This is a genomic window from Actinomyces gaoshouyii, from assembly GCF_002076915.1.
In the GTDB taxonomy this organism is placed as follows: Bacteria; Actinomycetota; Actinomycetes; order Actinomycetales; family Actinomycetaceae; genus Actinomyces; species Actinomyces gaoshouyii.
Map to the genome: position 1 here is coordinate 1,970,550 of NZ_CP020468.1, position 12,599 is coordinate 1,983,148.

At 72.2% G+C, this 12,599-nt stretch carries 14 protein-coding genes and 1 tRNA gene; 5 read left to right on the forward strand and 10 right to left on the reverse strand.

The features are described from left to right. Window positions 1-6: 6 nt before the first annotated feature. The 8 genes from B6G06_RS08150 to B6G06_RS08185 form a co-directional block, all read right to left on the reverse strand. On the reverse strand, window positions 7-1,053 hold the full coding sequence (locus B6G06_RS08150; RefSeq protein WP_081171846.1) for an ABC transporter permease: 1,047 nt from the start codon (window positions 1,051-1,053) through the stop codon (window positions 7-9). Continuing rightward, complete coding sequence (locus B6G06_RS08155) at window positions 1,050-2,234, reverse strand: ABC transporter substrate-binding protein (protein WP_081171847.1); 1,185 nt, start codon at window positions 2,232-2,234, stop codon at window positions 1,050-1,052. Before B6G06_RS08155 ends, B6G06_RS08150 begins: the two co-directional genes overlap by 4 nt. Window positions 2,235-2,669: 435 nt before the next feature. Further along, window positions 2,670-3,449: a 4'-phosphopantetheinyl transferase family protein gene (locus B6G06_RS08160; RefSeq protein ID WP_095532453.1), complete on the reverse strand. Its 780-nt coding sequence runs from the start codon at window positions 3,447-3,449 to the stop codon at window positions 2,670-2,672. Then, complete coding sequence (dtd, locus tag B6G06_RS08165; RefSeq protein WP_080462362.1) at window positions 3,450-3,875, reverse strand: D-aminoacyl-tRNA deacylase; 426 nt, start codon at window positions 3,873-3,875, stop codon at window positions 3,450-3,452. Further along, window positions 3,875-4,237 carry a DUF2516 family protein gene (locus B6G06_RS08170; protein WP_081171848.1) on the reverse strand — a complete coding sequence of 121 codons (363 nt, stop codon included), beginning with the start codon at window positions 4,235-4,237 and terminating at the stop codon, window positions 3,875-3,877. Before B6G06_RS08170 ends, dtd begins: the two co-directional genes overlap by 1 nt. 67 nt (window positions 4,238-4,304) lie before the next feature. Continuing rightward, window positions 4,305-5,630: a CAF17-like 4Fe-4S cluster assembly/insertion protein YgfZ gene (gene ygfZ / locus B6G06_RS08175; protein WP_081171849.1), complete on the reverse strand. Its 1,326-nt coding sequence runs from the start codon at window positions 5,628-5,630 to the stop codon at window positions 4,305-4,307. Beyond that, a complete protein-coding gene (locus B6G06_RS08180; protein ID WP_080462098.1) occupies window positions 5,630-6,334 on the reverse strand; it encodes a heme-binding beta-barrel domain-containing protein in 705 nt (234 codons plus the stop codon). Before B6G06_RS08180 ends, ygfZ begins: the two co-directional genes overlap by 1 nt. A 111-nt stretch (window positions 6,335-6,445) precedes the next feature. Next, window positions 6,446-7,252, reverse strand: a complete 807-nt coding sequence (locus tag B6G06_RS08185; RefSeq protein ID WP_080462099.1) for a tellurium resistance protein TerC — start codon at window positions 7,250-7,252, stop codon at window positions 6,446-6,448. A gap of 243 nt (window positions 7,253-7,495) precedes the next feature. On the opposite strand from B6G06_RS08185, the gene B6G06_RS08190 reads away from it, so the two are divergent. The 3 genes from B6G06_RS08190 to B6G06_RS08200 all read left to right on the forward strand — a co-directional run bounded on the left by B6G06_RS08190 (window position 7,496) and on the right by B6G06_RS08200 (window position 10,257). After that, window positions 7,496-8,167, forward strand: coding sequence for a response regulator transcription factor (locus tag B6G06_RS08190; RefSeq protein ID WP_080462100.1), 672 nt, complete (start codon window positions 7,496-7,498; stop codon window positions 8,165-8,167). 440 nt (window positions 8,168-8,607) lie between these two features. Continuing rightward, window positions 8,608-9,228 carry a DUF47 domain-containing protein gene (locus tag B6G06_RS08195; RefSeq protein ID WP_081171850.1) on the forward strand — a complete coding sequence of 207 codons (621 nt, stop codon included), beginning with the start codon at window positions 8,608-8,610 and terminating at the stop codon, window positions 9,226-9,228. 15 nt (window positions 9,229-9,243) lie between these two features. After that, window positions 9,244-10,257: an inorganic phosphate transporter gene (locus B6G06_RS08200; protein WP_080462102.1), complete on the forward strand. Its 1,014-nt coding sequence runs from the start codon at window positions 9,244-9,246 to the stop codon at window positions 10,255-10,257. Between the two features lie 398 nt (window positions 10,258-10,655). Here the strand turns inward: B6G06_RS08200 and B6G06_RS08205 are convergent, their stop codons facing one another. Further along, window positions 10,656-11,318: a hypothetical protein gene (locus tag B6G06_RS08205; RefSeq protein WP_080462103.1), complete on the reverse strand. Its 663-nt coding sequence runs from the start codon at window positions 11,316-11,318 to the stop codon at window positions 10,656-10,658. Between the two features lie 110 nt (window positions 11,319-11,428). Here B6G06_RS08205 and B6G06_RS08210 point away from each other — a divergent pair. After that, window positions 11,429-11,502: transfer RNA gene (locus B6G06_RS08210), tRNA-Lys, on the forward strand. A 71-nt stretch (window positions 11,503-11,573) separates the two neighbouring features. On the opposite strand, the gene B6G06_RS08215 is transcribed toward B6G06_RS08210, so the two are convergent. Next, window positions 11,574-12,002, reverse strand: coding sequence for an organic hydroperoxide resistance protein (locus B6G06_RS08215; RefSeq protein ID WP_081171851.1), 429 nt, complete (start codon window positions 12,000-12,002; stop codon window positions 11,574-11,576). Between the two features lie 125 nt (window positions 12,003-12,127). Between B6G06_RS08215 and B6G06_RS08220 the strand changes: the two genes are divergently transcribed. Next, a complete protein-coding gene (locus tag B6G06_RS08220) occupies window positions 12,128-12,559 on the forward strand; it encodes a MarR family winged helix-turn-helix transcriptional regulator (RefSeq protein WP_081171852.1) in 432 nt (143 codons plus the stop codon). Window positions 12,560-12,599: the final 40 nt, after the last annotated feature.

Consider the following 12,599-nt stretch of genomic DNA (forward strand, 5'->3'; position numbering starts at 1 on the left):
CATGGGTCACCACCGGACGAGGTCGTGCTGCCAGGCGAGCAGCGAGGAGCGGAGCTTGAACAGCAGGATCATGAGCGCGCGGCAGAAGACGACGAGGACGACGAGCCCCACGTACATCCGGGGGTAGTCCGCCCAGCCCTTCACCCAGTTGATGTACCAGGCCAGACCCTTGTCGACGCCCACGAGCTCGGCGGTCATCAGGGCCGCGAGCGACGTGCCCAGGCCGGTGAACAGGCCGGTGAGCATGTCGGGCAGAGCGGCGGGGACCGCCACGCGACCCACGAGGAAGCCCTCGGAGGCGCCGAGCGTGCGGGCGGCGTCGATGTAGCTGCGGGGCACGGCGCGCACGCCGGCGCGCGTCATCGTCGCCATGGGAAACCAGGCCCCGAAGGCGATGATGAGCACTGCGGAGGCGAAGGTCGACGGCGCGACGAGCAGCGCCAGCGGGAGCAGGGAGGCGGCTGGGACCGGGCCGATGCTCTGCAGGAGCGGGTGGAGCCAGTAATCGGCCCGCCGCGACCAGCCCATGAGCAGTCCCGTGGCGAAACCCATCACCGAGCCGAGCGCGTACCCCGCCAGGAAGAGCAGGGAGGAGGCGCCCAGGCTCGAGGCGAGGAGGTCGGCATCCCCGCGAAGCGCCTCGATGAGGACCTCCGGGGAGGCGAAGTAGGGCGGGGAGAGCCAATCGAGCTTCGCCGTCGTCATCTGCCACAGGATCATCCACGCCCCGCCCAGCGCGATCCACGGCAGGCGGTGGGCCAGGGCGAGGGCGGCCGATGACGCGGGCCGGGCCAGCGCCCGGGCGAACCACATCGCCAGGAGGGCGATCCAGGCCCCGACGACGATGAGGAGCGGCCGGTGGTCGGCCGTGCGCAGCGCGGTGTCCGGGACGGCGACGATGATCACCGGATGCGCCGCCCACAGGGCCAGTGCGAGGGCGCCCTGCACCAGGAGGCCACGGCTCCGGGACTCCGCCGTCGGCCCGGCGGCGCCGGCAGGGGCCGGGCCGTCCGGGCCCGCCAGCGGCTGGGGCTCCTGTTCCGCGGCGCTCATCGGCCGATCCCCAGGTCGGCGTAGACGGCGTCGGCCAGCGCGCCGGCCGCGATATCGGCGGAGATGAAGCCGGTCTTCTTGAAGCGCTCGATCCCCGGCTCGATGGCGGCGCGGAAGCGGGTCGCGGAGGCGTCGAAGTCGTAGGTGCGCAGGACCTTCTCGACGACGTCCCGCTCGGTGGCCACGTACTCGTTGTCCACCTCGAGCCCGGCGATCTCCTCGATGTGGTCGGGCACGTAGGCCGCCCCCCTGATCCACGCCTCGGTGAGCGCCTTGGCGCTCTCGGGCCGCTTGGCGATGAAATCGCCGTTGAGGACCACCGAGCAGCAGAAGTCCTCGGCATCGTTGTTGGCGATCTCGTGGCCGGTGCCGCCCAGGACGGGCAGGAGGACACCGGGATCGGAGCCCATGATGACGTCCACGTCCCCCGAGGACAGGGACTGGCCGAGGGAATCGGAGTCGACGGTGCGCCAGCTGATGTCCCCGCCCGAGGGATCGGGGTTGATCCCGGCATCGGACAGGCCGATGGAGAAGTAGGCGAAGGCGGAGGACGACAGCGAGGGGACGCCGATCGAAGCGCCCTTGAGATCGGCCAGCGAGGAGTAGGGGGAGCCCTCGGGGGCCACCACCCGCAGGCAGCCGGCGTGCAGGCCGGCGGTGAGGCGGGCGTTGAGGCCGTTGTAGATCGGCTCCAGCCAGGAGAAGAAGATCCCCGGGGCGCCGATGTACTTGCCGGCGCCCACGCCGTCCTTCGTATCCTCGGTCTGCTGGGTGCGCACGAGGGTGACGTTGAGGCCGACGTCGTCGAAGTAGCCCTGATGGTAGGCGGCGTAGAGCGGGGCGGCGCAGATATCCCCGCCGATGACCAGGGGGATATCCTCGGCCGCTCCGATGACGCCCTGGTTCGTGCGGCGCAGGGTGAGCCAGGCTCCCCCGGCCACGAGGGCCGCGGCGGCCGCCGAGCCGCCGATGAGGAGGCTCCGGCGGGAGGCGGAGCGCTTGGCGAGGGCGGCGAGTTCGTCGGGATCGTCGGCGGCGGCGAGGATGTCCGCCGCATTGCGCGGGGTGACGGACTCATCAACGCGATCCCCCGCGGTGGAGGGGCGCGCGGCGGCGGTCCCCTCGGGGCTGGGGGCGGAGGACGGCGAGGGGGCAGGCGAGGGTGATGAGGATGCGGACACGATGGTCTCCTTGTGAAAAGCGGGGCGAGGTGGGGCGAATGAGCCCGGGGGGCACCGCAGTAGCGGCGGCCGGCGACGGTGGCCCGTGGCCATGGCGCGGGCGGCGCCCCTGAGCGCTCGCCCCGGGCGCGGACCTTCTGCGCCAGGGGCTCGGCAGGGCCCGTCCGGCGCGGAGGCGGGGCCGCGAGGGGAGCGGCCCGGGGCACCCGGCCCGGAGGGGATCGGAGTGGCCCGGGGAGGGCGGCGCCGTCGACCCGCCGCCGACTCAGCCCGTCAACGGACGGCGACGGCGGTGCCCGGAATGATCAACAGGGCCGACAGCTGGGCATGGAGCGGCGACAACAGCGCATCATCCGCGCGCGGCCGATCATCGCCGACGACGCGAGGGCGTCGTGGCCGGCAAGGATGCGCGTGGTGTGTTCCATGCAACAGAGCCTACGCACCGGGCGCGGGCGATGTCATGGAGGCGCCCGGAATGCGGACGCCCGCGGGCCGCGGGTCGGGGCCGATGACGCGGGGCCGTCGAGCGAGGTCGGCCTCACCGCCCCACCGGCCCGCGGGCACGACGACAGCCGTGGCAATGGTGTCCTCGGCGAGAATCCACCTCCCCTGAAGGCGCCTCGTCCTCCCACCGGGCCGGGGATCGGTCAGATCCGCGATGAACTCGCCGTCGCCGAGGCGCACCAGGGCATCGCCGAAACCCAGCCATCGCATCTCCCGCGGGTACCAGGCCTTGTACAGGCTCTCCTTGGCGCTGAACAGGAGCCTATCGACGGCGGCGTCGGGCCTCTCGGCGGCCAGACGGCGAAGGCCATCGAGCTCCTCCGGCGCCGTCGCCACCCGCACCAGCACGCCCGCCGGGAGCGGCGCGTTGGGCTCCGCATCGATGCCCAGGCAGTCCACGTCCTCCTGGCGCGCCACTGCGGCGGCGCGGTAATGCTCGCAGTGGGTCATGGAGCCGACGACACCCGCGGGCCAGGCCGGCTCGCCCGCACTACCGGGCACCATGGGCGGACGCCGGAAGCCCAGGTCGCGCAGGGCCCGGCGAGCGCAGCCCCGGACGGTGGCGAACTCCCGGCGCCGCCGGTCGACCATGCGCTCGGCGAGGGCGGCTTCTTCGCGGTGGAGGATCTCATCGAGCTCCTCACGGGTCTCGGCGACGCTGACCGAGCCGGGCACCAGCTCCGGCAGGAGCCGCGCCGGGCCACCGATCACTCAGGCCTCCACCAGGATCGTCACCGGGCCGTCGGCCTCCATGTCGATGCGCATATCGGCGCCGAAGCGGCCCGTGGCCACCTCCAGGCCGCGCCCGCGCAGATCCTCCACGACGGCGTCGACCAGCGGCTCGGCCACGGGACCGGGGGCGGCCGCGTTCCAGGTGGGGCGCCGCCCCTTGCGCGCGTCCCCGTAGAGGGTGAACTGGGAGACGACGAGCACGGGCGCGCCGGCCTCGGTGACAGAGCGCTCGCCGGCCAGGAGGCGCAGGTCCGCGATCTTGCGGGAGATCGTGGCCACCTGCGCGGGGCCGTCGTCATGAGTGGCGCCCACGAGCACCATGAGGCCCGGACGCGCGATCTCGCCGACGACGTCGCCGTCGACCCGCACGGCCGCGCGCGTGACGCGCTGGAGGACGGCGCGCATCAGCGCCACCGGCCCTTCGAGCCCCCACCGCCCGAGCGGCGGATCCGCGAGCGCACCCGGATCGGGCGGTACACCTGGAGGGCGGGGCGCACATCGGCGAGGTAGACCGCATTGGCCACCATCCCCAGCAGGCCGAACAGGGACATCTGCCCCATGAGCAGGATCACCGCGAAACCTGCGGCGTTGAGGCCCATCCAGAAGCCCTTGCTGCGCCTGCCCGCGGCGACGTAATGATCGGCTCGGTGGATGGTGCAGTCCGCCAGCGCCCAGAGCCCGAGCGCGATGCCGACCACCTGGAAAGCGAGCTGCAGATAGCCGACAGCCTCGGCGAGGGCATGCGCGGTGCCGATCAGAATGCTCACGCCCCTACCTTAGCGGGGCGGCGGGGCGGGGCAGGGGGCCGCTGCGCCCGGGGCGAACCCGGGCGGTTCAAGCGGTTCGGGCCGTGCGGGGCCCGCCGGCCAGGCCGCCGGTCGATCCGCCGTTGCCGAGCCCGATGCTGCGGCCCGCGGCCCGCAGCCCCGCACCCGGCCGCTCGGCGGGACTGGCCTGCGCCCGCCCCTCGGGGCTGACCAGCGGCTCCTGAGCGGCATCCACCGCGCCGACGATCTCGGGGGGTGCCGCGCCATCGCCCTCCCCTGCGTCCCCGGGCTCGTCGGTCTGCCCGACATCGACGAGGAGAGGCGCATCCACGGGCACGCCCCGGCGCAGGAGCGCCAGGGCGATCGGCCCGAGCTCATGATGGCGGGCCACGCTCGTCACGGCGCCCACCACGCGCTCCCCCAGGCGTACGGGAGCGCCGGGAAGGGGCGCCTGGCCCGTCAGTCCGTCGAGCTGCAGAAGGCAGAGGCGCCGTGGGGGGCGCCCGAGGTTGAGGGTGCGGGCCACCGTCTCCTGGCCCGGGTAGCAGCCCTTGTCCAGGTGGACGGCGGTGCGCAGCCAGTCGAGCTCGTGCGGGATCGCGCGCTCGTCGGCCTCACGGGCCCGGCGGGGGCGCCCCGCCTCGACGCGCAGCGCCTCCCAGGCCAGCGCCCCGGCCATCCTCCGCCCCGCATCCCCAGCCAGGAAGGACCGGGCGATATCCGGAACCCGCCCGGCGGGGGCGAGCACCACGACCGCGCGATAGCCCTCCCCCGGATGTCGGGAGGTTTCGAGGCCGACGTCGTAGCTCGTCCCACCGTCGACGACGCCGGGCCAGGGGTCGCGCCAGGTCATCGGCGCTCCCGGGAGGAGCGTCGCGGGAGCATCCGACTCCGCGAACGGCTCATCGCCTCCGGGGAGGGCCGCGCGGACCGCCTCCTCGAGGGCGGTGGCGCCGCTCCCCAGCGCGCCCAGGGCGGCGACGTCGTCGCGCGGGGACACCTCGACGCGCAGCGTGAAGCGCATCCTCTCCAGGTGCTCGACGAGCGCCGGCCCCCCTCCCGCGTCGACGACGACCCAGGCGGTGGCGCCGTCGTCGAGGACGGCCAGCGCATGGCGGATCCGCCCCTGGGCGTCCAGGATGAGAGCCTCGGCCCCGCCGTCGCCCGGGGCCAGGGAGGTCAGGACCTGGGTGGTCAGCGTGGTGAGCCAGGAGAGGCGGTCCGGACCGCTCACCGCCACGACGTCCCTGGCCAGTGCGGCGATCGCCTGCCCGTCGGCCAGGGCCGCCTGCTCGCGCAAGGGATTGCCGTAGTGCGCGGGGACGGCGGCGTCGGGACTCGTGGCGTCCTCGGCGATCGCCTCTGGCCAGTCCAGCAGTGGTGAGCGGCGCATCACTGGGCGGCCCCGTCGTCGTCGGCCCCCTGTGCGGGGGCATCGGCCGGCTCGGAGGGCTGAGGGCCATCGGGCAGGAGCGCGCCCGGCCGGGCGGCGGGGTCCTCGGGGTCCTCGACTCGCCCGAGGCGGCCGGAGGCGTAGCTCTGCAGGTCCTGGTCGAAGGCGGCCATGTCCTGCGCCCACATGAGATCGCCGCCCACGAGCCCGAAGACGCGGGTCATCTCGGTCAGGGGAGCACTGGTGCGGGTGCGGCCCACGGCCTGGGTGCCGATCTGCGCGCGGGGGCCCTGGATCCAGCCCTCCCAGACGCCGACCTGCCCGGCCGGGTCGGCGGAGACCACCTCGAGGCGGGTGATCGGGGTGCGGGTGTCGGCGTCGTCGGCGTCGGGCCGCTCCTGGCCGACAGGGCGCCAATAGGCGGTCTCCGAGGACCAGATCCGGGCCGGGGCGATGCGCGTGGCACCCTCGAGACCGGGGACCTCGAAATCGAGGTCCTCCGATCGCGTGGCGTCCAGGGTCCACACGGTGGTGGTCTGGTGCAGGTAGGGACCGCCGTCGTGCTCGAAGACGATCTCCTGGTAAACCGCCTGCTCGGGAATGGTCTCGCCGTAGGTGAGCACGCCGTAGCCGCGCCAGGTGCCGACCAGCCAGGCGAGCGGGTAGAGCTCGGGGGCCAGGTCCTCGGGGAGGGAGAAAGTCATGCCCCCACCCTAAGCCGCCCCGCCCCCTCCATCGGGACCGGTCGAGAATTAAGGGGCGAGACCGATCCGGGAACCGGTCTCGCCCCTTATTTTCGACCGGTCCCGGCACGGCTAACCGGCAACGAAGCTGCCCATGAGGCGGGCGATGGCGTACGACGGCGCTCCGACGGCGAGGATCGGCACGATGGCGCTGGCGATCGCTGCCCGTCCACCGGGAACCCACTGGTGCGTCCACAGCACCCGGTTGGCGGCCGCCATGAGGACGCCGGCCGTGAAGCCCACGATGAGGCAGGCTCCCCCGGACTGAGCGGCCTCGCCGAGCCCCGTGTGCGCCGGCCCGAAGAACCCGATGACGGCGAGCAGACCGCCGACCGCGCCCGAGATGACCGCGGGCAGCGTCATGGTGAGCGTCTCCAGAACGCTGGCGCGCACCTCCAGCGTGGTCAGCAGCGCGCCGATGAACAGCGCCAGACTGCATGGGACGATGACGGCGGGGTCGGCCACGCCGGGCTCCAGCGCGCACCAGGCGGCGCCGGCGATCGCCACGAGACCGCCGGAGACCGTCGAGGACAGGCTCTCGAGCAATCCCCTCCGATCCCCCTTGCGGAGCATCTGGGCGACGAATGCGATGAGGACGGACAGCGCCATGACGACACCGGCGGCGCCGTAGTCCTGCCTCCAGGCCACGGCCAACGCGCCCGCGACCCCCGTCAGGGCGATCACCGCTGTCGAGCCCGTATCGTGGCGGGCCCGGACGAGGGCCGGCCACCCCTGCGCCATGGCCAGGACGAGGACGACGATGAGAACCATCCTCGCCCACACCGCCATCGGGGCCGAGGCGGCGAGGAGAACGGGGATGAGACCGGCCACCGCCAGACGGGTCCAGGCGGGGTCCACGATGCCGGGCTCCTTCGGCACGCCGCTCCCGCGCCGGGTGCCGTATCCGGGGCGGGAGGAGGCGGGAGCAGGCGCCGGGCGCCCTGGACCGCTCTGGAGATTGGCAGGGGTATCCACATCTCGTATCGTCGCACACCCCGGCACGATCGCATGACGTGTGCTTGACTTGGGCAGGCCCCCCGAGGGCGTCCGGGCACGCGCCCCGCGCCACTCGGGACGGCCTGTCCGGCAATGCCCAGGAGGGTTCCCGAGGAGAGGGATCGCATGCGCGTCGTCATGTTCACCCACGCCGCCGATCCCGCGGATGCGCTTCCCGCCGCATCGTTCCTCGACGCGACAGTCACCTGTCTGCCCCCGCTCCCCTCGAACTACGGCGCGGTCGACGACGCCGACGCGGTCCTCATCGACACCAGGGCGGACCTGACCCGGGCGCGAGCCCTGTGCCAGCTCCTGAGTGGGCCGATGGAGTGCGGACCGATCCTTCTCGTCGTCGACGACGGAGGGGCCGCGGCGCTCCAGGACGACTGGGGGGCCTCAGACTTCGTCATGGCCGGGGCCTCCCCCGCCGAACTCGCCGCGAGACTGCGGATGCTGCGCCGCGCCGCGCCTCCCTCCCAGGCCCCCCGAGAGGACCGCCTGGAGGTCGGCGACCTCGTCATCGATGTCACCGCCTACACGGCCAGGATCCACGGGGAGATCCTCGATCTCACCTACAAGGAGTTCGAGTTGCTCAAATTCATGGCGATCAACCAGGGCCGGGTCCTGACCCGGGAAACACTTCTGGACGAGGTCTGGGGCCAGGACTACATCGGCGGAGCGCGGACGGTGGACGTCCATGTGCGCCGCCTGCGCGCGAAGCTCGGCACGGAATACGACCAGTTCATCGGGACGGTCCGCAATGTGGGCTACCGTCTCGATGCCCCGGGGATCATCTAGAGGCATCCAGGGCGCGCAGCCATGCCAGGCAATGCCAGTCCGCGAGACCCCCGCCGGGGCCGCCATCATCGGCCCCACCGCCATTGCCCCCCGGCGCCTTTGGCGCACGCGCGACGCTGCTGCTACCTTGAAGCCGACGCCGGGTCGTGACGGGCCCCGGGCTCCACCTTGTGCCGCCACGAGCGGCATTCGCGCCGACTGGCGCTCTTGCGGCCCGGCGTCCTCAACCACGATTCCTTCTCGAGAACGACACCGCAGCCGAGAACCCGCACCACACCTGAGATCCCGATTACCCGTGCTCACCTGAATCGACCATCTCCCGAAGCGGCCACTATCAGCAAGCCGACCGCCTCAGGACCCCCGCCCCGGGAAGAATCCGGGGCCGCGCATTCATGACAGGAGCGGCGATCCGAGCCGCCCAGACCAGCAAGGAGCCATCCGTGCGCATCCACCCCCGCAACAATGACGAGGCCCTCTTCGACCTGCTGTCGAGATCCGCTCGCCACCTCGTCAGCGCCTGCGATGTCCTCGAGCAGATCATCAACGCCGACCGCGAGGAGCGCGCCAGCCTCCGCGAGACCCTCCACGCGGAGGAGCACGCGGCGGACAACTCGCACCACGATTTCCAGCGCCTCATCAACGCCACCTTCGTCACCCCGCTGGACCGCGAGGACCTCCACCTGCTCGGCTCCACCATGGACGACTGCATGGACCTGGTCGACGAGGCCGGCGACTGCATCGTCCTCTACCACGTCGGCGTCCTGCCCCAGGCCTGCCACGAGCTGGTCAATATCCTCAAGCAGTGCGCCGAGCTCACCTCGCAGGCCATGCCCCGCCTGAAGTCCCTCAAGGACATGGAGAGCTACTGGGTGAAGATCAACGAGCTGGAGAACCACGGGGACCAGATCTACCGCGCCGGCATCGGCAGGCTCTTCGAGGAGGAGATGGACCCCGTCAGCCTCATCAAGCGCAAGGAGATCATCGAGCGCATGGAGGCCGCGATCGACGCCTTCGAGTCTCTGGCGAACACAGTCGAGTCGATCGCCGTGCGCGAGTCCTGACGAATCGGCACCGCAATGATGACAGCACTGGTCATCGCGATCCTCGTCGTCGCGCTCATCTTCAACTTCACCAACGGCTTCCACGACGCCGCGAACGCCATCGCCACGTCGGTCTCCACACGCGCGCTGTCCATGCGCACGGCCCTGCTCATGGCTGCTGTCATGAACGTCATCGGAGCCATGCTGGGCACCTCGGTGGCCCACACGATCGGCTCGGACATCGTCTCCATCACCTATGGCTCGGATGAGGGGAACATGATCGCCCTCATCGTCGTCTTCGCCGCACTGTTCGCCGCGATCGCCTGGAACCTCATCACCTGGTGGTTCGGGCTGCCCTCCTCGTCCTCCCACGCGCTGATCGGGGGCCTGGCCGGCGGAGGCATCGCCTGCGGGCTGATGGTCCACTGGAGCTCGATTCTGGACAAGGTCGTCATCCCGATGATCGTCTCGCCTCTGGGCGGGTTCATCGTGGCCTACATCGCCATGATCATCGTGCTGCGCCTGTGCGCGGCCCTGCCCTACCACCGCACGATGCGGCGCTTCCGGTGGGCCCAGACAGTCTCGGCCGCCGCCATGGCCCTGGGCCACGGCCTCCAGGACGCCCAGAAGACGATGGGCGTCATGCTCATCGCCCTGACAGCCGGTGGGCTCCACTCCTTCGACCACGGCGTGCCCGCCTGGGTGAAGATCGCAGCGGCACTGACGATCTCCCTCGGCACCTACTTCGGCGGCACCCGCATCATGGCGACCCTCGGGTCCAAGGTCATCGATCTCGATCCCGCTCACGGGTTCGTCGCGGAGAGCGTCGCTGCGGGCTTCCTCTACGTGGCCGCCATGGGCTTCGGCGCCCCGGTGTCAACGACGCACACGATCACCACCTCCATCATGGGCGTGGGCGCCACGAAGCGCCTGAGCGCCGTGCGCTGGGGCGTGGCCGGGGACATCGTCGTGGCCTGGGTGATGACCCTTCCCGCCGCGGCGGCGATCGCCGCCGTCGTCTCCTTCATCCTCCGGGCGGCCCTCCTGTGAGAGCGGCGGTGCTCCGCGATCATCACGGGGCACCGCCGGCGGCGCCGGCATCGCCGCCAGCACGGCATCATCGGGCCCGGCCCTGCGGTTCCCCCGCGGGCCGGGCCCGACTCGTTCTCCCCACTCCGGCCGATGCCATCCACCGAGCCGGAACCGGCCGCCGCCGTGGCGGCCCCACCACCAGGCGCCGACGCTCGCCTCCTCCTCCCCGATATCACGTCCTTCTCGTCTGCGACAAGGCGGCTCCCCGCTCATCGCCCACCCCATGCCCGGCCCGGCGCCCCGCCGCCTCCCAGCGGCTCCGGGCGCCTCCCAGCGGCTCCGCGGCTCGCACCCTGCCCGCACGAGGAGGGGGCACGGACGACGGGGTGCGCGCAATACGCTGCCCCCGCGCCGAGTCAGTCCAGGAGGCCCGCCCGGGCCCTCACGGCGGCATCGGAGAGCTCGTCGGCGGTGGCCAGGAGCGCGGAGTCCCGGCGGGTGACGCGGTCGGCGAGGGGGTCGGCGTCGTCGTCGATCCACTCGGGGGCCGAGCCCGCGGCGAGCGCCGCGAGGAATCCGGAGGTGGTGGAGAGCAGTGGGGCGAGCGCGGGAACGGAGCCCTCCAGCGCGCCGGCGAGGACGGCGTCGAGGCGCGCGCGCAGCTCCTCGGGTGAGATGACCGGGCGTCCCTCGGCGAGGGCGGCGTCGAGGCGCGCTGCGAGGGCACCGTCGCCATCAGGGCCGGTGAGGTCGACGACAGTGGCGTAGCGGCGCCCGACGAGCGCGGCGTCGCGGCGGATCCACTCGCGCACGAGGAAGAGGCGCCACAGGGCCCCTGGCAGGGTGGTGGCCGGTGAGTCCGCCCAAAGCTCGGCGACGTCATCGACCCCCTGCCCGGCGACGGCGTTGATGACCGCCTCCCGGGTGATGGGGTCCTCCGGGGCGGCGGGGAAGCCGCCGACGAGCGCCTGGGCGGCGCGATGGGCGAGCTCGGAGGCGACGGCGGTGTCCGCGCCGCCCTCGATGGATTCGGCGGCCTCGGGGTCGAGCCGGGCGGGGCGGTGGAACTGGCGTGCCATGGCGTTCTCCTTCGGTGCGCAACGCGCCCATTGTCTCGCACGCCCGCCGTGGCGTGTCCTGCGCGCCCGGGTCCGGCTATGCTGCGCGTGGTGCCGGCCCCCGGCGCCGCGCCCCCTTAGCTCAGTTGGTCAGAGCTGCGGACTTTTAATCCGAAGGTCGTGGGTTCGAGCCCCACAGGGGGTACCGCCGCGCCCTCGGCCCGCTGGCCACGACGCTGCCCCTTCCTGGGATTCGACTCCGGGCACGGGGCCCGCTCAGTCGTCGACGACGACGATATCGACTCGAATGTTGCCGCGAGTGGCGTTGGAGTAGGGGCATACCCGATGCGCGGCATCAGCGAGCCCCTGGGCGACCTCGTGCGGCAAGTCCGGAATGACCACCTCGAGGGTGACGGCGAGCCCGTAGCCTTCGCCGGCCCTGCCGATGGAGACTCGCGCGCCCACCGAGGAATCGCCGAGCTCCTGCTTGGCCTGCCGCGCCACTCCCTGAAGGGCGGAGTGGAAGCAGGCGGCGTAGCCCGCGGCGAAGAGCTGCTCCGGGTTGGCGCCATCGCCACTGCCGCCCATCTCCTGCGGAATCGCAAGATCCAAGGAGACGCGGCCATCCGCGGTCTGGACGTGTCCATCACGGCCCGCGCCGGTGGCAATGGCCTCAGTGGTGTAAATGGGCTCGATCTCGTTCATGGGTTCTCCCTGCTCACTGCTCCTGCTGCCCCGGCACTCCGAGGAGGCGGCCCCTCGGCCACCAGGCCAATATAGTGCACAATTTAATTGCACACAACTCATCTGTCTGAGGTAGTTTCAACGGCATGCCCCACGATCCGCTCGCGCTCGACCGCCAGCTGTGCTTCTCGCTCTACCGCGCCAGCCGGGCCATCACCCGCGCCTACCGCCCCCTCCTGAAGGACATCGGCCTGACCTACCCCCAGTACCTCGTCATGCTCGCGCTCTGGCAGTGCGATGAGCCGATGAGCCTCAATGACATCGGCAGCAGGCTCAGCCTTGACAGCGGGACCCTCACACCACTGCTTCGCCGCCTGGAGGAGGCCGGCCTCATCACTCGCGCCAGGGATCGCACGGATGAGCGCCGCCGCCTCATCGCCCTCACCAGCGCGGGCCGCGACCTGCGAGAGCGGGCTGCCGCCATCCCCGGAAGGATGACCGCGCTCTACTCCCAGCCCCGTGCGGACCTGGAGCGCCTGAAGTCCGCGCTCGACGACATGGCCGCGCGGCTCGCCTGACCCCACAGCCCGATCGGGGCGGCCCGCGGCGGGCAGTCGC

Excerpts from the sequence above, each read along its gene's own strand:
- B6G06_RS08150 (WP_081171846.1), bottom strand. The coding sequence starts at position 1,053 with ATGAGCGCCGCGGAACAGGAGCCCCAGCCGCTGGCGGGCCCGGACGGC.
- dtd (WP_080462362.1), bottom strand. The coding sequence starts at position 3,875 with ATGCGCGCCGTCCTCCAGCGCGTCACGCGCGCGGCCGTGCGGGTCGAC.
- ygfZ (WP_081171849.1), bottom strand. The coding sequence starts at position 5,630 with ATGCGCCGCTCACCACTGCTGGACTGGCCAGAGGCGATCGCCGAGGAC.
- B6G06_RS08180 (WP_080462098.1), bottom strand. The coding sequence starts at position 6,334 with ATGACTTTCTCCCTCCCCGAGGACCTGGCCCCCGAGCTCTACCCGCTC.
- B6G06_RS08190 (WP_080462100.1), top strand. The coding sequence starts at position 7,496 with ATGCGCGTCGTCATGTTCACCCACGCCGCCGATCCCGCGGATGCGCTT.
- B6G06_RS08200 (WP_080462102.1), top strand. The coding sequence starts at position 9,244 with ATGATGACAGCACTGGTCATCGCGATCCTCGTCGTCGCGCTCATCTTC.
- B6G06_RS08205 (WP_080462103.1), bottom strand. The coding sequence starts at position 11,318 with ATGGCACGCCAGTTCCACCGCCCCGCCCGGCTCGACCCCGAGGCCGCC.
- B6G06_RS08215 (WP_081171851.1), bottom strand. The coding sequence starts at position 12,002 with ATGAACGAGATCGAGCCCATTTACACCACTGAGGCCATTGCCACCGGC.
- B6G06_RS08220 (WP_081171852.1), top strand. The coding sequence starts at position 12,128 with ATGCCCCACGATCCGCTCGCGCTCGACCGCCAGCTGTGCTTCTCGCTC.